9 protein-coding genes are annotated in these 16,551 nt (G+C 40.4%); 4 read left to right on the top strand and 5 right to left on the bottom strand.

From position 1 onward, the window contains the following. On the bottom strand, positions 1–2,138 hold a 2,138-nt coding region (locus L654_RS01000000126445; RefSeq protein ID WP_263640636.1), incomplete at its 3' end, for an Ig-like domain-containing protein. Positions 2,139–2,143: 5 nt separating this feature from the next. Next, positions 2,144–5,809 carry an Ig-like domain-containing protein gene (locus tag L654_RS1000000127080; protein WP_024608823.1) on the bottom strand — a complete coding sequence of 1,222 codons (3,666 nt, stop codon included), beginning with the start codon at positions 5,807–5,809 and terminating at the stop codon, positions 2,144–2,146. A gap of 787 nt (positions 5,810–6,596) precedes the next feature. On the opposite strand from L654_RS1000000127080, the gene L654_RS0119520 reads away from it, so the two are divergent. From L654_RS0119520 to L654_RS0119505, 4 genes are all read left to right on the top strand, one after another. Beyond that, positions 6,597–8,552 carry a TolC family outer membrane protein gene (locus L654_RS0119520; RefSeq protein ID WP_024608821.1) on the top strand — a complete coding sequence of 652 codons (1,956 nt, stop codon included), beginning with the start codon at positions 6,597–6,599 and terminating at the stop codon, positions 8,550–8,552. Positions 8,553–8,672: 120 nt separating this feature from the next. Then, complete coding sequence (locus L654_RS0119515) at positions 8,673–10,811, top strand: type I secretion system permease/ATPase (protein ID WP_024608820.1); 2,139 nt, start codon at positions 8,673–8,675, stop codon at positions 10,809–10,811. Further along, complete coding sequence (locus L654_RS0119510; RefSeq protein WP_024608819.1) at positions 10,808–12,229, top strand: HlyD family type I secretion periplasmic adaptor subunit; 1,422 nt, start codon at positions 10,808–10,810, stop codon at positions 12,227–12,229. Before L654_RS0119515 ends, L654_RS0119510 begins: the two co-directional genes overlap by 4 nt. Positions 12,230–12,252: 23 nt before the next feature. Continuing rightward, complete coding sequence (locus L654_RS0119505) at positions 12,253–12,840, top strand: response regulator transcription factor (RefSeq protein WP_007583159.1); 588 nt, start codon at positions 12,253–12,255, stop codon at positions 12,838–12,840. Between the two features lie 22 nt (positions 12,841–12,862). On the opposite strand, the gene L654_RS0119500 is transcribed toward L654_RS0119505, so the two are convergent. The 3 genes from L654_RS0119500 to L654_RS0119490 all read right to left on the bottom strand — a co-directional run bounded on the left by L654_RS0119500 (position 12,863) and on the right by L654_RS0119490 (position 16,387). After that, positions 12,863–14,818, bottom strand: coding sequence for a LapD/MoxY N-terminal periplasmic domain-containing protein (locus L654_RS0119500; protein WP_024608818.1), 1,956 nt, complete (start codon positions 14,816–14,818; stop codon positions 12,863–12,865). Beyond that, entirely contained in the window at positions 14,818–15,525 is a 708-nt protein-coding gene (locus L654_RS0119495) for a transglutaminase-like cysteine peptidase (RefSeq protein WP_007583156.1), read from the bottom strand. Before L654_RS0119495 ends, L654_RS0119500 begins: the two co-directional genes overlap by 1 nt. 403 nt (positions 15,526–15,928) lie before the next feature. Beyond that, positions 15,929–16,387, bottom strand: a complete 459-nt coding sequence (locus tag L654_RS0119490) for an LPP20 family lipoprotein (protein ID WP_008168853.1) — start codon at positions 16,385–16,387, stop codon at positions 15,929–15,931. Positions 16,388–16,551 lie beyond the last annotated feature (164 nt).

Raw genomic sequence — 16,551 nt, 5'->3', positions numbered from 1 at the left:
TATTCGCCTTCGGCTAAATCAGTTGGTGCATCGATGCTCCATACACCACCCGTTACCGTCGTATCAACAGTCGTAATATTCCCTGCACTGTCTTCAAACGTTAAACTAATGGTGGTGCCATCTGCCGCATCGCTTGTACCATTAATGGTTGGGGTGGTGTCGTTGGTATCAACCAATGCATTAATACTAATGCTTGGGGCCGTGGTGTTGAGTGTTGCGGTTTCACTTAATGTAGTGGTATTACCGGCGTTATCACTAACGCTAGCTTCAATGGTGAGCTCACCATCGCTCAGTGCATTCGGTACATCCGCTGACCAGCTGCCATCAGCTTGTACTGTCGCGGTGAACGTTTCTGTTGTGGTGCCATCACTCACGCTGATGCTAATAACAGTCCCCGCTGGCGCATTGGTACTTCCGCTGATAGTCGGGGTGCTATCGTTCGTTGCGCCCACGGTATCAAGCACAAGCGTTGGCGCGAGGCTATCAATGGTGCCCGATTGCACGGCACTATCGGTGTTACCTGCGGCATCGGTAATGCTGGCTTGCACACTGTAGCTGCCCTCTGGTAATTCAGGGCTGATTGCTTGCCAGTTGCCGTTCGCATCGACTGTGGCTGTAATTGGTGTTTCATCGCCGTTACTGTCTGTGATAACAATATTCACAACGGTGCCTTCAGGCTCTGTTGAGGTACCACTAACCACTGGGGTGCTGTCGTTGCCTAAACCCAGTGCATCAACGGTGATAACCGGTGTAATGGTATCTACATTACCACTACTGTTGGCCGTGGTGTCGTTGCCTGCAGCATCAGTGATGCTGGCAACAACGCTAAAGTCACCTTGTGCAAGGGCACCTGGAATTTCAATATTCCAGTGGCCATCACTTTCAACGGTGGTGGTGAAGGTTTGCTCAGCGCCTTGGCTGTCGGTGATGGTCAGTGTTACGGTGCCGCCAATTTCATTACTAGTGCCCTGCAGCTCAGGTGTTAAATCGCTGACATCGCCTACGTTTTGAATGGTGAGTATTGGCGCTTGTGTGTCTAACGTAATTGTATCTGTAACTGTTGTCGTATTTCCTGCTTCATCAGACACACTCACTTCTATGGTGTTATCACCTTCATTTAAATCTGCTTGTGGAGTTACTTCCCAGTTACCATTTGTATCAACAGTAGTGGTGAGTGTTTGTTCACCCCCATTTTCATCGGTAATAACAACCGTGATGCTGGTACCAACGTCTGCATCACTAGTGCCTGAAATGGTAGGTGTTGAGTCGTTAGTTACAGTATCAAAGTCAACTGTTAAGCTAGGCCCTGATGTATCTATGTTGCCTGTAGCCGTATCTGAAGCACTATTTCCAGCAGCATCAGATACTTCAGCTTCTACAGAATAATCGCCCGAGGCCAACTCTTGAGAAAGTTCAACACCCCAATTACCATCGGCATCTGTTGTTGTGCTAAATGTGCGAACAACCCCTTGAGAATCAGTAACCGTTAAATTTATAACCGTGCCTGCAACTACGTCAGTTGTGTTACCAGAAATAACCGGTGTTGTATCATTACTTGTTTCTAGTTCATTTACTTGTATGGTTGGAGGCGTAATATCAATTACAGCATCAAGCTCTGCATTTGCGCTTCCACCACCTATGTCTGTTACTGTCGCACTAATTAAAATGGTGCCCTCAGCTAAATTTGCAGGCGGAGTAACACTCCAAAGACCGTTTTCATCAACAACTGTGGTTAAAGTAATTATTGCACCCGCTGAGTCAGTGATCTGAACTTCAACTTGAGAGCCAGCTTGTGCATTAAAAGTATCACCATTTATTTGAGGTGTTTGATCGTTAGTTTCGCCAATAATATCAATGGTAATGGTCAATGCGCTTGTATCAATTGTGCCTGAAGCACTTGCTGTGCCTTCATTACCAGCGCTATCACTAATACTTGCATCTACAGAGTAGCTTCCTTCAGCTAAAGCCGCGGACACTTCTACAGTCCAACTTCCATCTGCAATTACTTCTGCTGTAATTATTTGTACTATACCGTTAGCATCGGTCACTGTTAAAGTTACGGTTGAACCAGCTGGCTCACCGCTAGCTGTGCCTGAAATAGTTGGTGTTGTATCACTCGTATCGCCTAGCGCATTAATAGTAACTATTGGCGCTGTGGTATCAACTTCTCCCGTTGTTGTGGCTGNCCTGCGGTATCAGTAACCGATACTTCAACAGTAAATTCGCCTTCACTTAATTCGTTCGGCACATCTACACTGAAGGTGCCATCGGCTTGTACTTCAGTGGTAATTATTTGTGGATTACCAGCTTCATCAGTTACGGTAATAGTAACAACGGTGCCCTCTGGCTCACCCGTTGCGGTGCCTGAAATAGTTGGGGTGGTATTGTTAGTATCACCTACGGGGTCAATAATAACTGTTGGCGCGGCAGTATCAACTTCTCCCGTTGTTGTTGCTGTGGTTTCATTACCTGCGGTATCGGTAACCGATACTTCAACCGTAAACTCACCTTCACTTAATTCATTTGGTACATCAACACTAAATGTGCCATCGGCTTGCACTTCAGTGGTAATGATTTGTGGGTTACCTGCTTCATCAGTAACTGTAATAGTAACAACCGTGCCTTCTGGCTCCCCCGTTGCGGTGCCTGAAATAGTTGGTGTTGTATCGTTGCTATCCGCCAGTGCATCAATCGTAATATTTGGTGCGGTATTATCGATAGTTCCCTGTGCAGAAGCTTCACTTTGGTTACCTGCTTCATCACTAACGATGGCATTAACACTAAAGCCACCTTCAACTAACTCATTAGTATCGGCTGTCCAGCTACCATCAGCTAGCGTTTGTGTTGTAATTGTTTGTGTATTACCACCAGCATCTGTAACGATTAACGTAACAGTTGTTCCGGCTGGTACATTTTGCACAGAACCTGATATTGTTGGAGTAGTATCGGCACTATCTGGGATTGTATTAATTGCTATAATTGGAGCTGATAAATCAATTGTTCCACTAACAGTATCGCTTGCTTCATTACCCGCAGCGTCTGTTACTGTTGCTGTAATTGTAAAATCGCCTTCAGCAACAGCTTGAGTTGCACCTACTTGCCAAGTTCCATCTTCTGACACAACCGCCGTCAATGTTTGAGACTCACCATTTGCATCAGTAACTAAAACACTAACAAGGCTACCCGGTGCTACATCACTCGTTGTTCCGCTAAATGTAGGCGTTGTATCGTTTGAATCAGCAAAGTCATTTATTGCAACTAAAGGAGGGGTGGTATCAACTGAGCCTAATTGTGAATCTTGAGCTGCGTTACCCGCATTATCCGATACATTAGCTGTTACTGTAAAATCCCCCTCACTTAAAGCAGTTGGAATCTCAATACTCCAAGTACCATCAGCACTTATAGTAGTCACTAACTGTTGCTCAGCCCCTAAACTATCGGTAATAATTAAAGTTACTTCACTGCCCGATGCTAATCCTTGGGTAGAACCTGTAAGAGTAGGTGTTGTATCGTTTGTATCTGCAATATTGTTAATAGTCACACTTGGTGCAGTTAAATCAACCGTACCTGTAACAGTTGCAGTACTGCTATTACCAGCAGTATCACTAACACTCGCTGTTACTGTGAAATCTCCTTCACTGAGATCTGCAATAATATCCGCTGTATATGTACCATCGGCATTTGTAATTGTTGTGAGTGTTTGTTCATTGCCTTCGCTGTCAGTTATTACTAAGGTAACTTCTGTTCCTGCTGGTACATCAATTACGTTGCCACTTACTGATGGGGTTACATCATTCGTATCCTCAATAGGATTAATCGTGATTGCAGGATCTGTTAAATCAATTTCTCCAGTTTCACTTGCAGAAGCTGTATTACCCGCAGCATCAGTTACAGTTGCAACCACACTAAACTGGCCTTCAGCTAATTCATTACTTGCCTCAACTGACCAGCTTCCGTCAGCACCAGTAACTACTTGCACGGTTTCTGCTACGCCATCGCTTCCTGTAAATGTAACGGTTACTAATGCACCAGGCTCTACGTCTTGGGTAGAGCCGCTAACTGTTGGTGTTGTATCGTTAGTATCAATAATAAAATTAATGCTTACAGTTAAATCAACATTACCTACTGCACTTGCTTGCGCTTCATTACCCGAGTCATCTATAACCGCTGCAACTACAGTAAAGTCGCCCTCAGGCAGAGGGGTTGTTACTTGTGCAGACCACGAACCATCTTCTTGCGTCACTGCTAGTAATGTAAATGTGCTGCCATCGCTTGCAGTAATAGTTAAAGTGATGGTTGTACCTGCAGGCACATTACCGGTGTTACCACTGAAAAATGGAGTGGTATCGTTAGTATTAGCAATTGCATCGATTTGAATTGAGATAGGAGCAAACGTTATTTCGCCGTTTGTTTGCGCAGATGCCTCATTACCCGCAGCATCTGATACTGACGCAGTTGCGGTAAATTCACCACCTGGCAAGATTTCATTAGCATCAACACTCCATGTGCCATCTTCATTTAATAAAGTAGTTAAAGTTTGTACGTTACCGTTAATATCGGTTACTAATACTGTAATAACAGAGCCCGCAGGAGCATCTTCCACCCTACCTACAAATGTTGGTGTAGTATCGTTAGTATCAGCAATTGCAGTAACGGTAATGTCAGGGTTTGTTAAATCAACAACACCTTGGTTATTTGCTTGGGCTTGATTACCTGCAGCATCACTTACACTTGCATCAACCTCAAACTGCCCTTCAGCCAATGGCGTAGTTACGTCGATAGACCAATCACCATCAACGTTAGTTTGGGTTAATAATGTTTGAGTTTGACCATCAAAATCGGTAATAACCACACTAATAATAGAGCCTGCAGGTACATCTTGCGCGTTACCTGTAATCGTTGGCGTGGTGTCTTGAGTGTCGTTAATATTATTAATTTGTACCGAAGGCGCCGTTAAATCAATTACTCCTGAATCACTTGCTAATGCTAAGTTTCCTACACTGTCGCTTACTTGTGCATCAACAGTAAAATCACCTTCAGGTAAAGGAGTCCCTACTTCTACACTCCAGCTTCCATCGGCTTGGGTAACTGCAGTTAATGTTTGTATTTGTCCTGCACTATCTGTAACAGTAATTGTTACTTGAGTGCCCTCAGGAACACCATTTGTTGTTCCAACAAGTGGTGGTGTTGCGTTATTTGTTTCATCAGTTACATTTACGGTGATTACCGGAGCAGTTAAATCTACATTAGCTAAAGCTTGGTCTACAGCTTGATTTCCAGCTGCATCAATCGCAACAGCGCTTACGTTAAACTCCCCTTCAGATAAAGGTGAGGTGGTAGTAATTACCCAATTTCCTTGAGCATCAACCTGAGTAACTATTGTTTGTACCGTACCTGCACTATCCATTAACGTGACTGATACATTATCGCCAGTATTCAAACCAGATACTGTCCCTGTCACTGTCACTGTTTGCGAAGCAGAATCGGCAACAGGATCAATAGCAATAAGTGGAGGTGTTGTATCAACCTCAATTGAAATAGTGTCGTTTATAGTATTACCAACAGGATCTGTCGCTTCAACTACAACCGTTACAGGGCCATCAGCAATTGGTGTTGGTAGGGTTATTTCAAAGGTACCATCAGGGCCAATTACAACACTAACTACTTGAGAGTTTCCATCAACATCAGTTACCGTTACATTAACTGTTTCGCCAATTAAGTTTTCGCTCGTACCGGTGATTGTTGGTTGTGATGAGTTAGTAATACCTATCTCATTAAGTGAAATAGAAGCAGTAGTTGAATCAGGCACAATACCGTCAGAGGTATCTCTTAAATTAAAAGCTTCAGTAGCGCCTTGATCAAAAGATGAATCAAAAGTAACACTACTAGGGTCAACACTTTCAGAAATTCGGGTTAGCTGTACAAACGAACTGCCTCCATCTGCACCCGCAGCGTTACCNCGGCTGTTGCCTCTAAATTATCTAAAATGTCCCCATCACCTTCTAACGCATCTAAAAAATCTGTTACATCAGAATTAGCCGCTGTTGATGGGTCTTGCTCTGCCCCTAAATCTAAGCTTGCGATTGCTTCATCTAAACTTTCATCAAAAACAGTTGTTTCGCTAGAATCTCTGGCTTCTTTCGCTAATAAGTCTGGTGTTATTTTTACCTTTTGATTTGCGGGTATAGATAAGGTTTCACCTTGCACATCAATTTGTAGAGACGATTTAATAGCAGTAACAACTAAATCACCCACGGTGATAGTGTCACCAACATTTAATGCTCTTATTGACCCATCATCCAGCACAACACCTGCCGAACCTTGAATATCAATAACTACCAGTTGATTTGCTTCCATTTCGGTACCCTCAAACTTTTTAAAATAACAATCTAATAAGTTAAAGGTAGGACAAAAAAGCCACATAGATACTGTACTCAAGTACAGGTTTAGAAGAAAAATTCAAAAATAAAAAATCAACAAAAAAGTGGTAGAAATTTTTTTTTATGCTAACCAAAACGATTACTTGCAAAAATAGTATTCCTTTACTAAATACTTAAGAGAGTATTTTCGGTCTTAACAGGATCTAAGAGGAAGAAATGATTACAAAAAACACTTTTAAGAAACATCAAGGGACTATGTTAATCGGATTAGCGATTACAGCCGTAACTTTATCAAACTACGTGCATGCAAACGAACAATCAGCAATGCCACTTACATACGTCTCAAGTAAAGCGATTGAAAACAATCCTGAAGTACAAGAAGCATGGCATGCTTTTAAATCTTCTATTTATGGAGTGGATGCTGCCCGTTCAGGTTATTTACCAAGTGTTGATGTATCAGCAAGTGCAGGATATGAAAGAAGAAATTACGGTATTGAAGAAGAATATAACCGTAATACAGCCGAATTAAGCGTTACTCAAATGCTTTATGACGGTTTTAGAACATCTAATACAGTTGACCGTTTTAAACGTATTCAACTTATTAGGTACTTTGAGCTTATTTCTCAAACAGAACAAACAGCACTTGAAGCCTCGATTGCACTACTTGACGTACAAAAATTCAAGGAGTTAGTACAACTTGCAGAAGCTAATTTACAAGAGCACGAGTCTGTATACCAACAAATAGAGCAAAGCGTAGGCGCCGGTGTAGCGCGCGCTGCCGATCTAGAACAAATTAGTGGGCGCTTATCTTTAGCACAATCTAACGTATTAACGGAGTATTCAAATTTACATGATGTAAGCGCTCGCTACTTAAGGGTTGTAGGAGAGCTTCCTCTGGACGATATAAAGCAAGCAGACCTTGATGAAAAAAATATACCAATTTCAGTTAATCAAGCGCTAGACGTCGCTTACAAAAATAGCCCTTCGTTTTACGCCTCTTTGTATAATATTGAAGCACAAAAAGCAGCGTTTCACCCTAACGTAGATTTATCTGTCCGCTACGGTAGCCAAGATAGAGATGAACTTGGTCAAAATGAAACCAGAACAGAAGCGCGAGTCGGCATATATATTAGTTATAACTTGTATAACGGTGGTCTTGATAATGCTAATTTAGAACAAGCCTATCAGGATATAAACATTGCAAAATATCAACGCGATCAGTCTTGTATTGATATTCGTCAGAGTCTGCAAATTGCTTATTACAACGTCACTATATTAGAGCAAAAGTTACCAGCGCTTAATCAACACCGCGAATCATCAACTAAAGTTAAAATTGCATATAAAGATCAATTTGATATAGGCCAACGAACTTTACTAGACGTACTTGATGCCGAAAACGAATCGTTCCAATCAACACGTTCATACATAGTTGCGCTTTACGACCGCCAATCGGCTATTTTAACTATGCTAAAAGAAATGGGGAAATTATTGCCAGCACTTGACGTAATGTCAGGTAAATACCCTACATTAAAAGAGCTAACTGACGATCCTATTGTGCATAACGCACAAAATATTTGTCCGAGTTACGATGTAGCAACCACCTTTAGCCGCAAGGCATTTCTACAAAAAAAAGCGAAGCAAGATAATGCCTACATGAGTGTAACCGCTATGCCAAGGTACTTAGATATACCGTTGGAAACCGACACTACACCAAGTAACTTTTTAGATGATGATGGTGACGGCGTACCAAACGAGCAAGACACTTGTCCGAGTACACCGCTGTCAACTAATGTTGATTTATCTGGCTGTACAATTTATAGCGCATCAACCTCGAATATAGAGATTGGTATCCCTTTTTCTGCTGACTCAAGCGATGTAAGGTCTCAATATATTCAAGAAATTAGTCGGCTTGCAGATTTTTTAAAAGAAAACCCAAATAAGCAGGTTGAAATACGAGGTCATGCATCTCTAGATGGAGATCGAACATATAACCGCAAACTATCTGAAAAACGTGCGTTTGCCGTTGCTGAAATTCTAATTAAACAATTCGATATAAAACCAAAACGTGTTAAATCGTTCGGGTATGGCATCGATCAACCACGAGTAAACGAAATATCAGTAAGAGCAAATGCTGCGAATCGACGTATCGAAGCTGTAATTACTGATAGCTAAGTCAATTAACGTTATGTAAATAACCTAAACTCGGCTTGAAATATTTAAGCTAAATTTATTTCTCGAGTTTAGGTTTAGTAGTAACAACCGCATGCAGTTCTACATAACATTGGATGGTTTATGGAATTAAACAATGTACTTGATCATGGTGGCATACTCGTTGACTGCCTAGCAGTTTTATGTCGCCATCATGATAAAGAGTTTTCAAGAGAAGCACTATTAAATGGACTTCCTCTAACTGATGGAAATCTTACTCCATCAGGTTTTTCGCGCGCAGCTAAGCGCATTGGCTTTAAATCGAAAGTAGTTAATAAGCCACTACAAAAAATTAATACAGCACTACTGCCTGCCATCTTAATTTTAAAAGACAATCAAGCCTGTGTTATTAATTCTATTGATTACGATAAGCAGGTGGTGAGTGTAATTTACCCAGAGCTTACCGAATCAGTTATCGAACAAAGCATTGATGAATTAGCAGGCAACAGTGTTGGTTTAATTATTTATGCACAACCAGAATTTGCATTTGATGAGCGAACACCTGTACTTGAAAAACTATCAAAAGACGGATGGTTTTGGGGAGTAATTAAAGAATGCCGCTCACTTTATAAAGACGTAATCATTTCAGCTATTGCTTTGGGCTTTTTGTCGGTTGCTATGCCTTTATTTGTAATGAATGTATATGACCGCGTAGTGCCCAACCATGCAACAGAAACCCTTTGGGTACTTGCTATTGGTATTTTGATAGCACTCACTGCTGACTTTGTTTTACGCTTAGTAAGAGGCTATTTTGTAGAGCTTGCTGCAAGCAGAATAGATGTAAAAGTATCGGCTGTAATTATGGAGCGGGTATTAGGTATGAAACTAAAAAACCGTCCATCATCAGCTGGCTCCTTTGCTAGCAATATTCAATCATTTGAAGCTGTACGTAACTTTTTTAGCTCCATAACGCTTGTCGCATTAGTCGACTTACCATTCGTAGTTTTATATTTAATTGTTATCGCCATTATTGGCGTACCTCTAAGTTTACCCATTATCGCGGGCGCACTTATATTATTAGCTTACGCTATAGCCGCACACCGCAAACTTGAAGCCCTTTCAGAGCAAACAATGAAAGCAAGCTCAATGCGAAATGCAGTATTAGTAGAAAGTTTAACCAACATTGAAGATGTAAAAAGTTTTCACTCAGAGTGTAAAACACAATCTGTATGGGAAAAGTCGACCATTTACATTGCGCAAGTAAACGCACAAAGCCGACTCGTTTCTAGCTCTATATCAAATACAGCATCATGGATACAGCAATGCGTAGGCGTGATAATAATGATAATAGGCGTACACCTCGTTATTGAAGGTGAGCTAACTCAAGGCGGATTAATTGCAGCCTACCTATTATCATCTCGTGCTATGGGCCCTATTGGGCAGTCAGCCGCTGTTTTAGCGCAATATCATCATGCCGCAATAGCAATGCAATCACTAAATGAGATTATGGAAAAAGAGGTCGAGCGCCCACCTGGTAAGCATTGGTTAAGCCACCCTATTTTAAAGGGCGATATAGAATTTAAAGATGTATGCTTTAAATACTCTGACGAATCTCATAATGCACTCAACGGCGTTAGTTTTAAAATTAAAGCCGGTGAAAAAGTCGCAATTTTAGGACGTAATGGCTCTGGTAAAAGTACATTAGAAAAGCTTATCTTAGGGCTATATGAACCCTGTTCAGGAGCAATTTTGATGGACAATAACGATATACATCAAATTGACCCTGCAGAGCTTCGCCATAATATTGGTTATGTACCGCAAACCGTTGCCCTGTTTTATGGGACCTTAAAAGACAACCTTACGATAAGCGCTTGGCATGCCAAAGACGAGCAAATTATTGAAGCCTGTGAGCGAAGCCAATTATTTGATTTAATTAATTCGCACCCAGACGGATTTGATTTACAAGTAGGCGAGCAAGGCCGTCAATTATCAGGAGGGCAACGCCAAGCTGTAGGTATGGCAAGAGCCATAATTAACGACCCACCAATACTATTACTAGATGAGCCAACCTCATCGCTAGATCACAATAGTGAAAGTAAAATTATTAACAATTTAAAAAATTATTCTAAAGATAAAACCCTAATTGTAGTGACTCACCGCTCATCATTACTCGAGCTTGTTGACCGTATTATAGTTTTAGATAACGGAAAAGTAGTTGCTGATGGACCAAAACAAAAAGTAATTGCGGCGTTAAATAATAAAACCGTGGAGCAAGCCTCATGAGTGATAACAAAAAACCACTTGAACAACGCTCTTTTGAATCTGTTAGCAAAGCAATAGAAGCAAGAAAACAAGGTAAGCCATCCGTATTTAATAAACTATTTAAAGGATGGATCTCACCGCCAAATACTCAAGACTGGGTAGTAGATGCACAGTGGGAAAAAATGCAGCAAGAGCCAGCAAGCGCTAGGTTACTGCTTTATTTAATTTGTTTAACGTTTATATGCCTTATTGTGTGGTCTGGCTTTGCTAATTTAGATGAAGTTGCTCGTGGCGAGGGTCGTGTTATTCCCTCTAATAAATTACAGCTTATTCAATCTTATGATGGTGGTATGGTCGAAAAAATAAATGTCCGAGAAGGCCAAATAGTAAACGAGGGTGATGTACTCATTAAAATAGACCCTACCCGCTTTATTTCTAGCTTTAGAGAAAATCAATCCAAGGTTGAATCGTTAAGTGCAAAAGTTGCGAGGCTCAGAGCGCTCACTCAAAAAAAGGAGCTCGTATTTAACGAAGATGTTATAAAAAATGCACCTCAGGTGGTTCAACACGAACGCTCTCTTTATTTGAGTAACAGCCAAGAGTTGGAGCAACAGGTAAGTATTCACAAACGCCAACTAGAACAGCGACACCAAGATTATATTGAAGCAAAAGCGGCACTTCAGCAGCATACCAGTGCGCTACGCTTAACAAACAGGGAGCTTAAAGTGACTCGTCCATTGTTACGCACCGGTGCCATTTCGGATATAGATATTATTCGTTTAGAGCGTCAAATAGTTGATTTAAACGGCGAGATAAACAGAACCAAGGCAGTTATAAATAGGAGTCTTTCGGCCATTAACGAAGCTAAAAATAAGGTAACCGAAGTTGAGCTCGTTATGATTAACCGCTGGAACAATGAACTCTCCGAAGCGCTACTGCGACTAGATTCAATTAAAGAAACTGAATCTGGCTTAGCCGATAAAGTAACTCAAACTGAAATACGCTCTCCTGTTAAAGGCACTGTACAACGATTATTAGTTAATACAGTTGGCGGTATTTTACAGCCAGGTAGTGATGTTATGGAAATTGTCCCGCTTGACGATCAACTTGTAGTAGAGGCAAAAATCCCGCCTAAAGACATTGCATTTTTACGCCCTGGTCAATCTGCAATGATAAAATTTAGTGCCTACGACTTTGCCGTATATGGTGGCCTTGAAGCCGAAGTATTACATATTAGCGCCGATACAATTACAGATGACCGCGAGAATACCTTTTATTTGGTGCAGCTAAAAACCACCAAAAATAATTTTTCAAAAGAGCTGACTATTATTCCAGGAATGACCACTCAAGTGGATATTATTACCGGTAAAAAAACCGTACTTGAGTATATTTTAAAACCGGTTCTTAGAGCTACATCGCAAGCAATGACAGAGCGTTAAAACATTTTATAAATGGAGAAGTAATGCGCCAAAGTATTTTTATTACACAGCCTGAATTTGAATCGAAACACTGGCATACAGCGTTTCCTGGTTGTTTAATATGCACAAAAGAACCACACAGAGTCACGGCATCAAGTATTATTTGGGTTTTGGCCGGCACACCTAATTGGCTTGAGCTTGTTAAAAAGTATTCTCAGCAACGTTTACTGGTTATAGTTATGACCAACGAACTAGAAATAAATCAACTAAGAAGTGCGCTTGAAGCAGGAGCTAGGGGGTACGTAGAAGCACTTGCTACTAAAGTAATTATTGAACAAGTACTTGAGACAATTTGTACCGGCGGAATATGGTTACCAGGGCAATTACTATCTAACTTAGTAGGAGCTTTATCAAATACACCGTTTAAATATGCGAGCACATGCGAGCTTGATGTACTCACAAAGCGAGAACGTCAAGTAGTTGATATTGTTGTAACAGGTGCAACTAATAAGCAAGCTGCAGAATCTTTAAATATTACAGAACGCACAATTAAAGAGCATATGAGCTCTATATTTAATAAGCTAAAAGTTCGCGACCGAATTCAATTAATGTTAGTTGTAAAAGGGCATTAACCGCACAGTTAATGCCTATTACTTACTCTTTAATAACCCCATCAAAACCTAAGTTAATAAGCGTATCTATATCATCTTGGCTTGTTACACCTTGAGCCACCACTTTAATGCCAATAGAATGCGCTAACGTACATACTCCTCGCAGGAATGTTTGGTTATCTTGGCTGTAACTAATATTGTGTCCGTAAACGCTATCAACCTTAATCATTTCAAGACCAAATTCCTGAATTTTATTAATTTTAGTAAATTCAGGGCCCACACGTTTTAATGCTACCTTAGCGCCCATACATCGAGCCTGCTCACAAAAATCTTTAAATATCTCAATTTCGCTAACGGCAATACTTTCACGAATATCAAAACAAACTTTAGAGGCTAAATCAGGAAACGCCGAAAGGTACGTAAGAATCGAAGCAAGTGCAGCATCATCAAGTAACGTTTGAGCAGATAATTCAACCGAAATCAGTTCACTTGGTGGCTCAATACTATAATGAGCCACCAACGCCTTAATTAAACCCCAATCTAAACGCGCTAATAACTTTAATCGGTTAGCCCACTGGTAGTAGTAACTAGCACGGTATACTTGCCCACCAAGCTTTAGGCTCAACCCTAATTGATTTTGCATTACCTGCCCTGTAAAGCTAGTTACGGGGTAAGTATTTATTTCTAAATTATTATTGTTGAGTGCCTCTTCTATGGCATTTTTCCAGCTAGTTGCATTATCAAACAGCTCACTTTCCTGCTTGATTTGAGCTACTTTTGCTTGTACATCAGATCGTTTACCCGATGATTTTAAAAGTTCATCCGCACGCTTTAATACATCAAATCGCGTGTCGTCTTTTTGAATATAAGTACAGCTGTGAGGTATCGCTAGCTTAACGTTTTTATACTCTTCAACAAACGATTGATGCATCAATAAAATACGTTCACTGATTGTTTGAATATCATCAATATCACTAAATAAAACTGTAAAATCGCTGTGAGAAATACGTGCAATGTAATTTTCAGAAAAGTGTTCTTGGTTGCTCTCTAAGAAGCTAACCAACATCTGTGAAAATCGACGTAGAAAGTTAATCATTTCTACTCGTCCCACTTCCTCACTTACGCGATCAAGGTTTACAACCCTGAATAAAAACAAGGCACCATGGGCATGATCTTTCGATTTTTGTAAGTGAGCCTCAAGCGTTGCACCAAAGTATTCTCTATTTGCTAAACCAGTTAGCTCATCGTGTTGCGATTTAAATCTAAGCTCTTCTAAACGTTTATTATCTTCTTTAATAATACGGCTAAAACGGGCAGATAATTGATTCATTGATTGCACTAAACGTGCAAACTCAAAAGTGCGCGGAACGCTCGATTTAATAAAACGTTTTTCACCAAATGCATTAGCCTGATACACAACATCATCTAGTGGTTTTAATATCCTACTTAAAAAGTAAGCACTAACTATACAAGCAAAAAAAGCGACAATTAAAAAACTAAAAAATAGTTTAAGCGCACTTTCCCATAAGGCTTGCTCAGCATATTGACTATGGCTTTCTATAAACAAAGTACCAAACTGCTGCCAACCATCATTTACTTGCCCAACCCCTGACTGTACATTTAATCCATACATTGATCTAAACCACTGCGGAGCCGTCGCTTTAAGTTCATCGGTAAACGTGCGTTTAACAATCACCTCACCATTAGGGTTTTGTAGTTCTATTCGCTTATAGTGACCGGTATCAAATGTGGCCGATACTAATAACTCAAGCTCAACGGGGTCTTTGTCTAATTGGCTGATCATTAACGCGAGTGAACTGGCGTTATCTACATTTTTTAAGTACAGCTGGGTCGAAAAATAACTTTTAGCCGAATTAGTGCTAATTAAAACACTACTTATAAAGCCTACAAAAATAACAATTAATAATGCAATCCACAGCTCTTGCCTGAGTGTTATTTTTCGTTTTTTAAGATACTTAGATAAGGAAAATGATGCCATTACCACATAACTCCTTCTTTGGTTGTCTGCTCCAAAATTTTACGCCAGCGTGAAAGTCTTGCTGTTGGGCTGGCTACACTTTTGGTTGAATTATTAGCCCATAAACCTTGGCTGTTAAAGCTAAAAACAGGGCTTAAATCTACACGTTTTGCAGCAGGTAAAACCTTTGTTATTAAACTGTCTAAAATAAGTGGCTGAGCGTTTGGTGTAGCAAAATAACCTAACACCATATGTGCTTGCGTTTTGTTAGTGCCCGCAATTTTTGCTTTTACATAAATAAGGCGTAACTTGTCGTCACTCACCCCTAGGGCTCTCAAGCTTATATACTTTGCTATTGCGTAATCTTCACAATCACCTAGGCCTCTGCCTAACGTTTCTAAAGGGGTTGCCCAATAATCATTTTGTTTCCAAAGCAAAATATCAGTTTGATAGCGTAAATTACGCGCAAAAAAATCATTAACAATAAGAATTTGTTGTTGCTCTGGTTTGTTTTGAGTTTGTACCAACATACTTTGCCAGTTACGTGCAACAGCCGCTCGCGCAGGTCCATATTTTTGACCCATCAGCTCAATAAAGGTATTAAATTGAATAGTTAGTCGGCTTGCAAGCACACCACTAGAGAGTACAAAAAACAGTAATAGGTAGCGCAAATTGGCTTTGCACCATATAAATAATTTAGGATTTAAATAAGTTGGCTTAAACGCCATTTACAGAGCCACTGTTAATATAAGTGGCAATAAAATACATCTGTTGAGCACTACGCAATCTGCTTAAAAATTAATCCTAACAACAGCATAGCACTCAATATAAGAGGATGAGATATTTTGAATAACTTTTTTAATCATTAGGGCGTGTTGACCTTTGTGGATTGAGATTTGTTCAATCTAGGGGCGATTAAATCGCGGCGCGAGGTTTGTAACCTAGTGGGCTAAGTAAAAACCGAGCAACAAAGAGTTGATCGTCCCTAGAAAGAACCCAAAGGGCAGCGCATGTTTGGTATTTATACTACGTTATCGCCTATTCATCGAGAATAACCACACTACATAGGCTCCGCCTTGCCTAAAAACCAAACATACTGCTGCAAATTCACCCACCAAAGATCAACACGCCCTAGTAATAAGTTACTTTTTTAACTTCGCGTGGTTTTACTTCACCTATGTATAAATCGTGCACACGCTTCATATTAAGCTCAAGCTCGGTCACGTAAGTGTCATCTACTGCGTAAGTTTTAATTATTTGTGCACCTTTAATAAGCCCCTGCACTTTACTTTCTAAGTAATCGTCTTGAGCAATTGAACCTTCCACCGTTGTTCCGGCGGTAATTTTTTGCCCATATACTTGCTCAGTAAGCTCGCGGTAAGCCTCAAGCTTAGAAGCCTTAATTGCCATAAGTTGTTTTTGCGACGCGTTAGCGCCTTTTTGCAAGCTAATAGGTGCATACCCTATCGCTTTTAAAACGGGGTAATTATTTGGCTCTACATATTTATATTCAACATGCTTATCAAAAACGCTGCTACAACCACCTAAGGTTAAACACCCAAGTGTAATAAGTAATGAAATTGCTCGCATAGCATTTAGCCCTTGTATAGTAATTAGCAGTACATATGCACGTTTAATGCCATTTATAGCATTACTAGGGCGTGTTGATCTTTGTGGATTGAAATTTGTTCAATCTAGGGGCGATTAAATCGCGGCGCGAGGTTTGTAACCTAGTGGGCTAAGTAAAAACCGAG

The organism is Pseudoalteromonas sp. TAB23, from assembly GCF_000498075.1.
Lineage (GTDB): Bacteria > Pseudomonadota > Gammaproteobacteria > Enterobacterales > Alteromonadaceae > Pseudoalteromonas > Pseudoalteromonas arctica.
The sequence above is the reverse complement of the archived record's forward strand: the minus strand, read 5'-3'. Positions and strand labels throughout refer to the sequence as shown.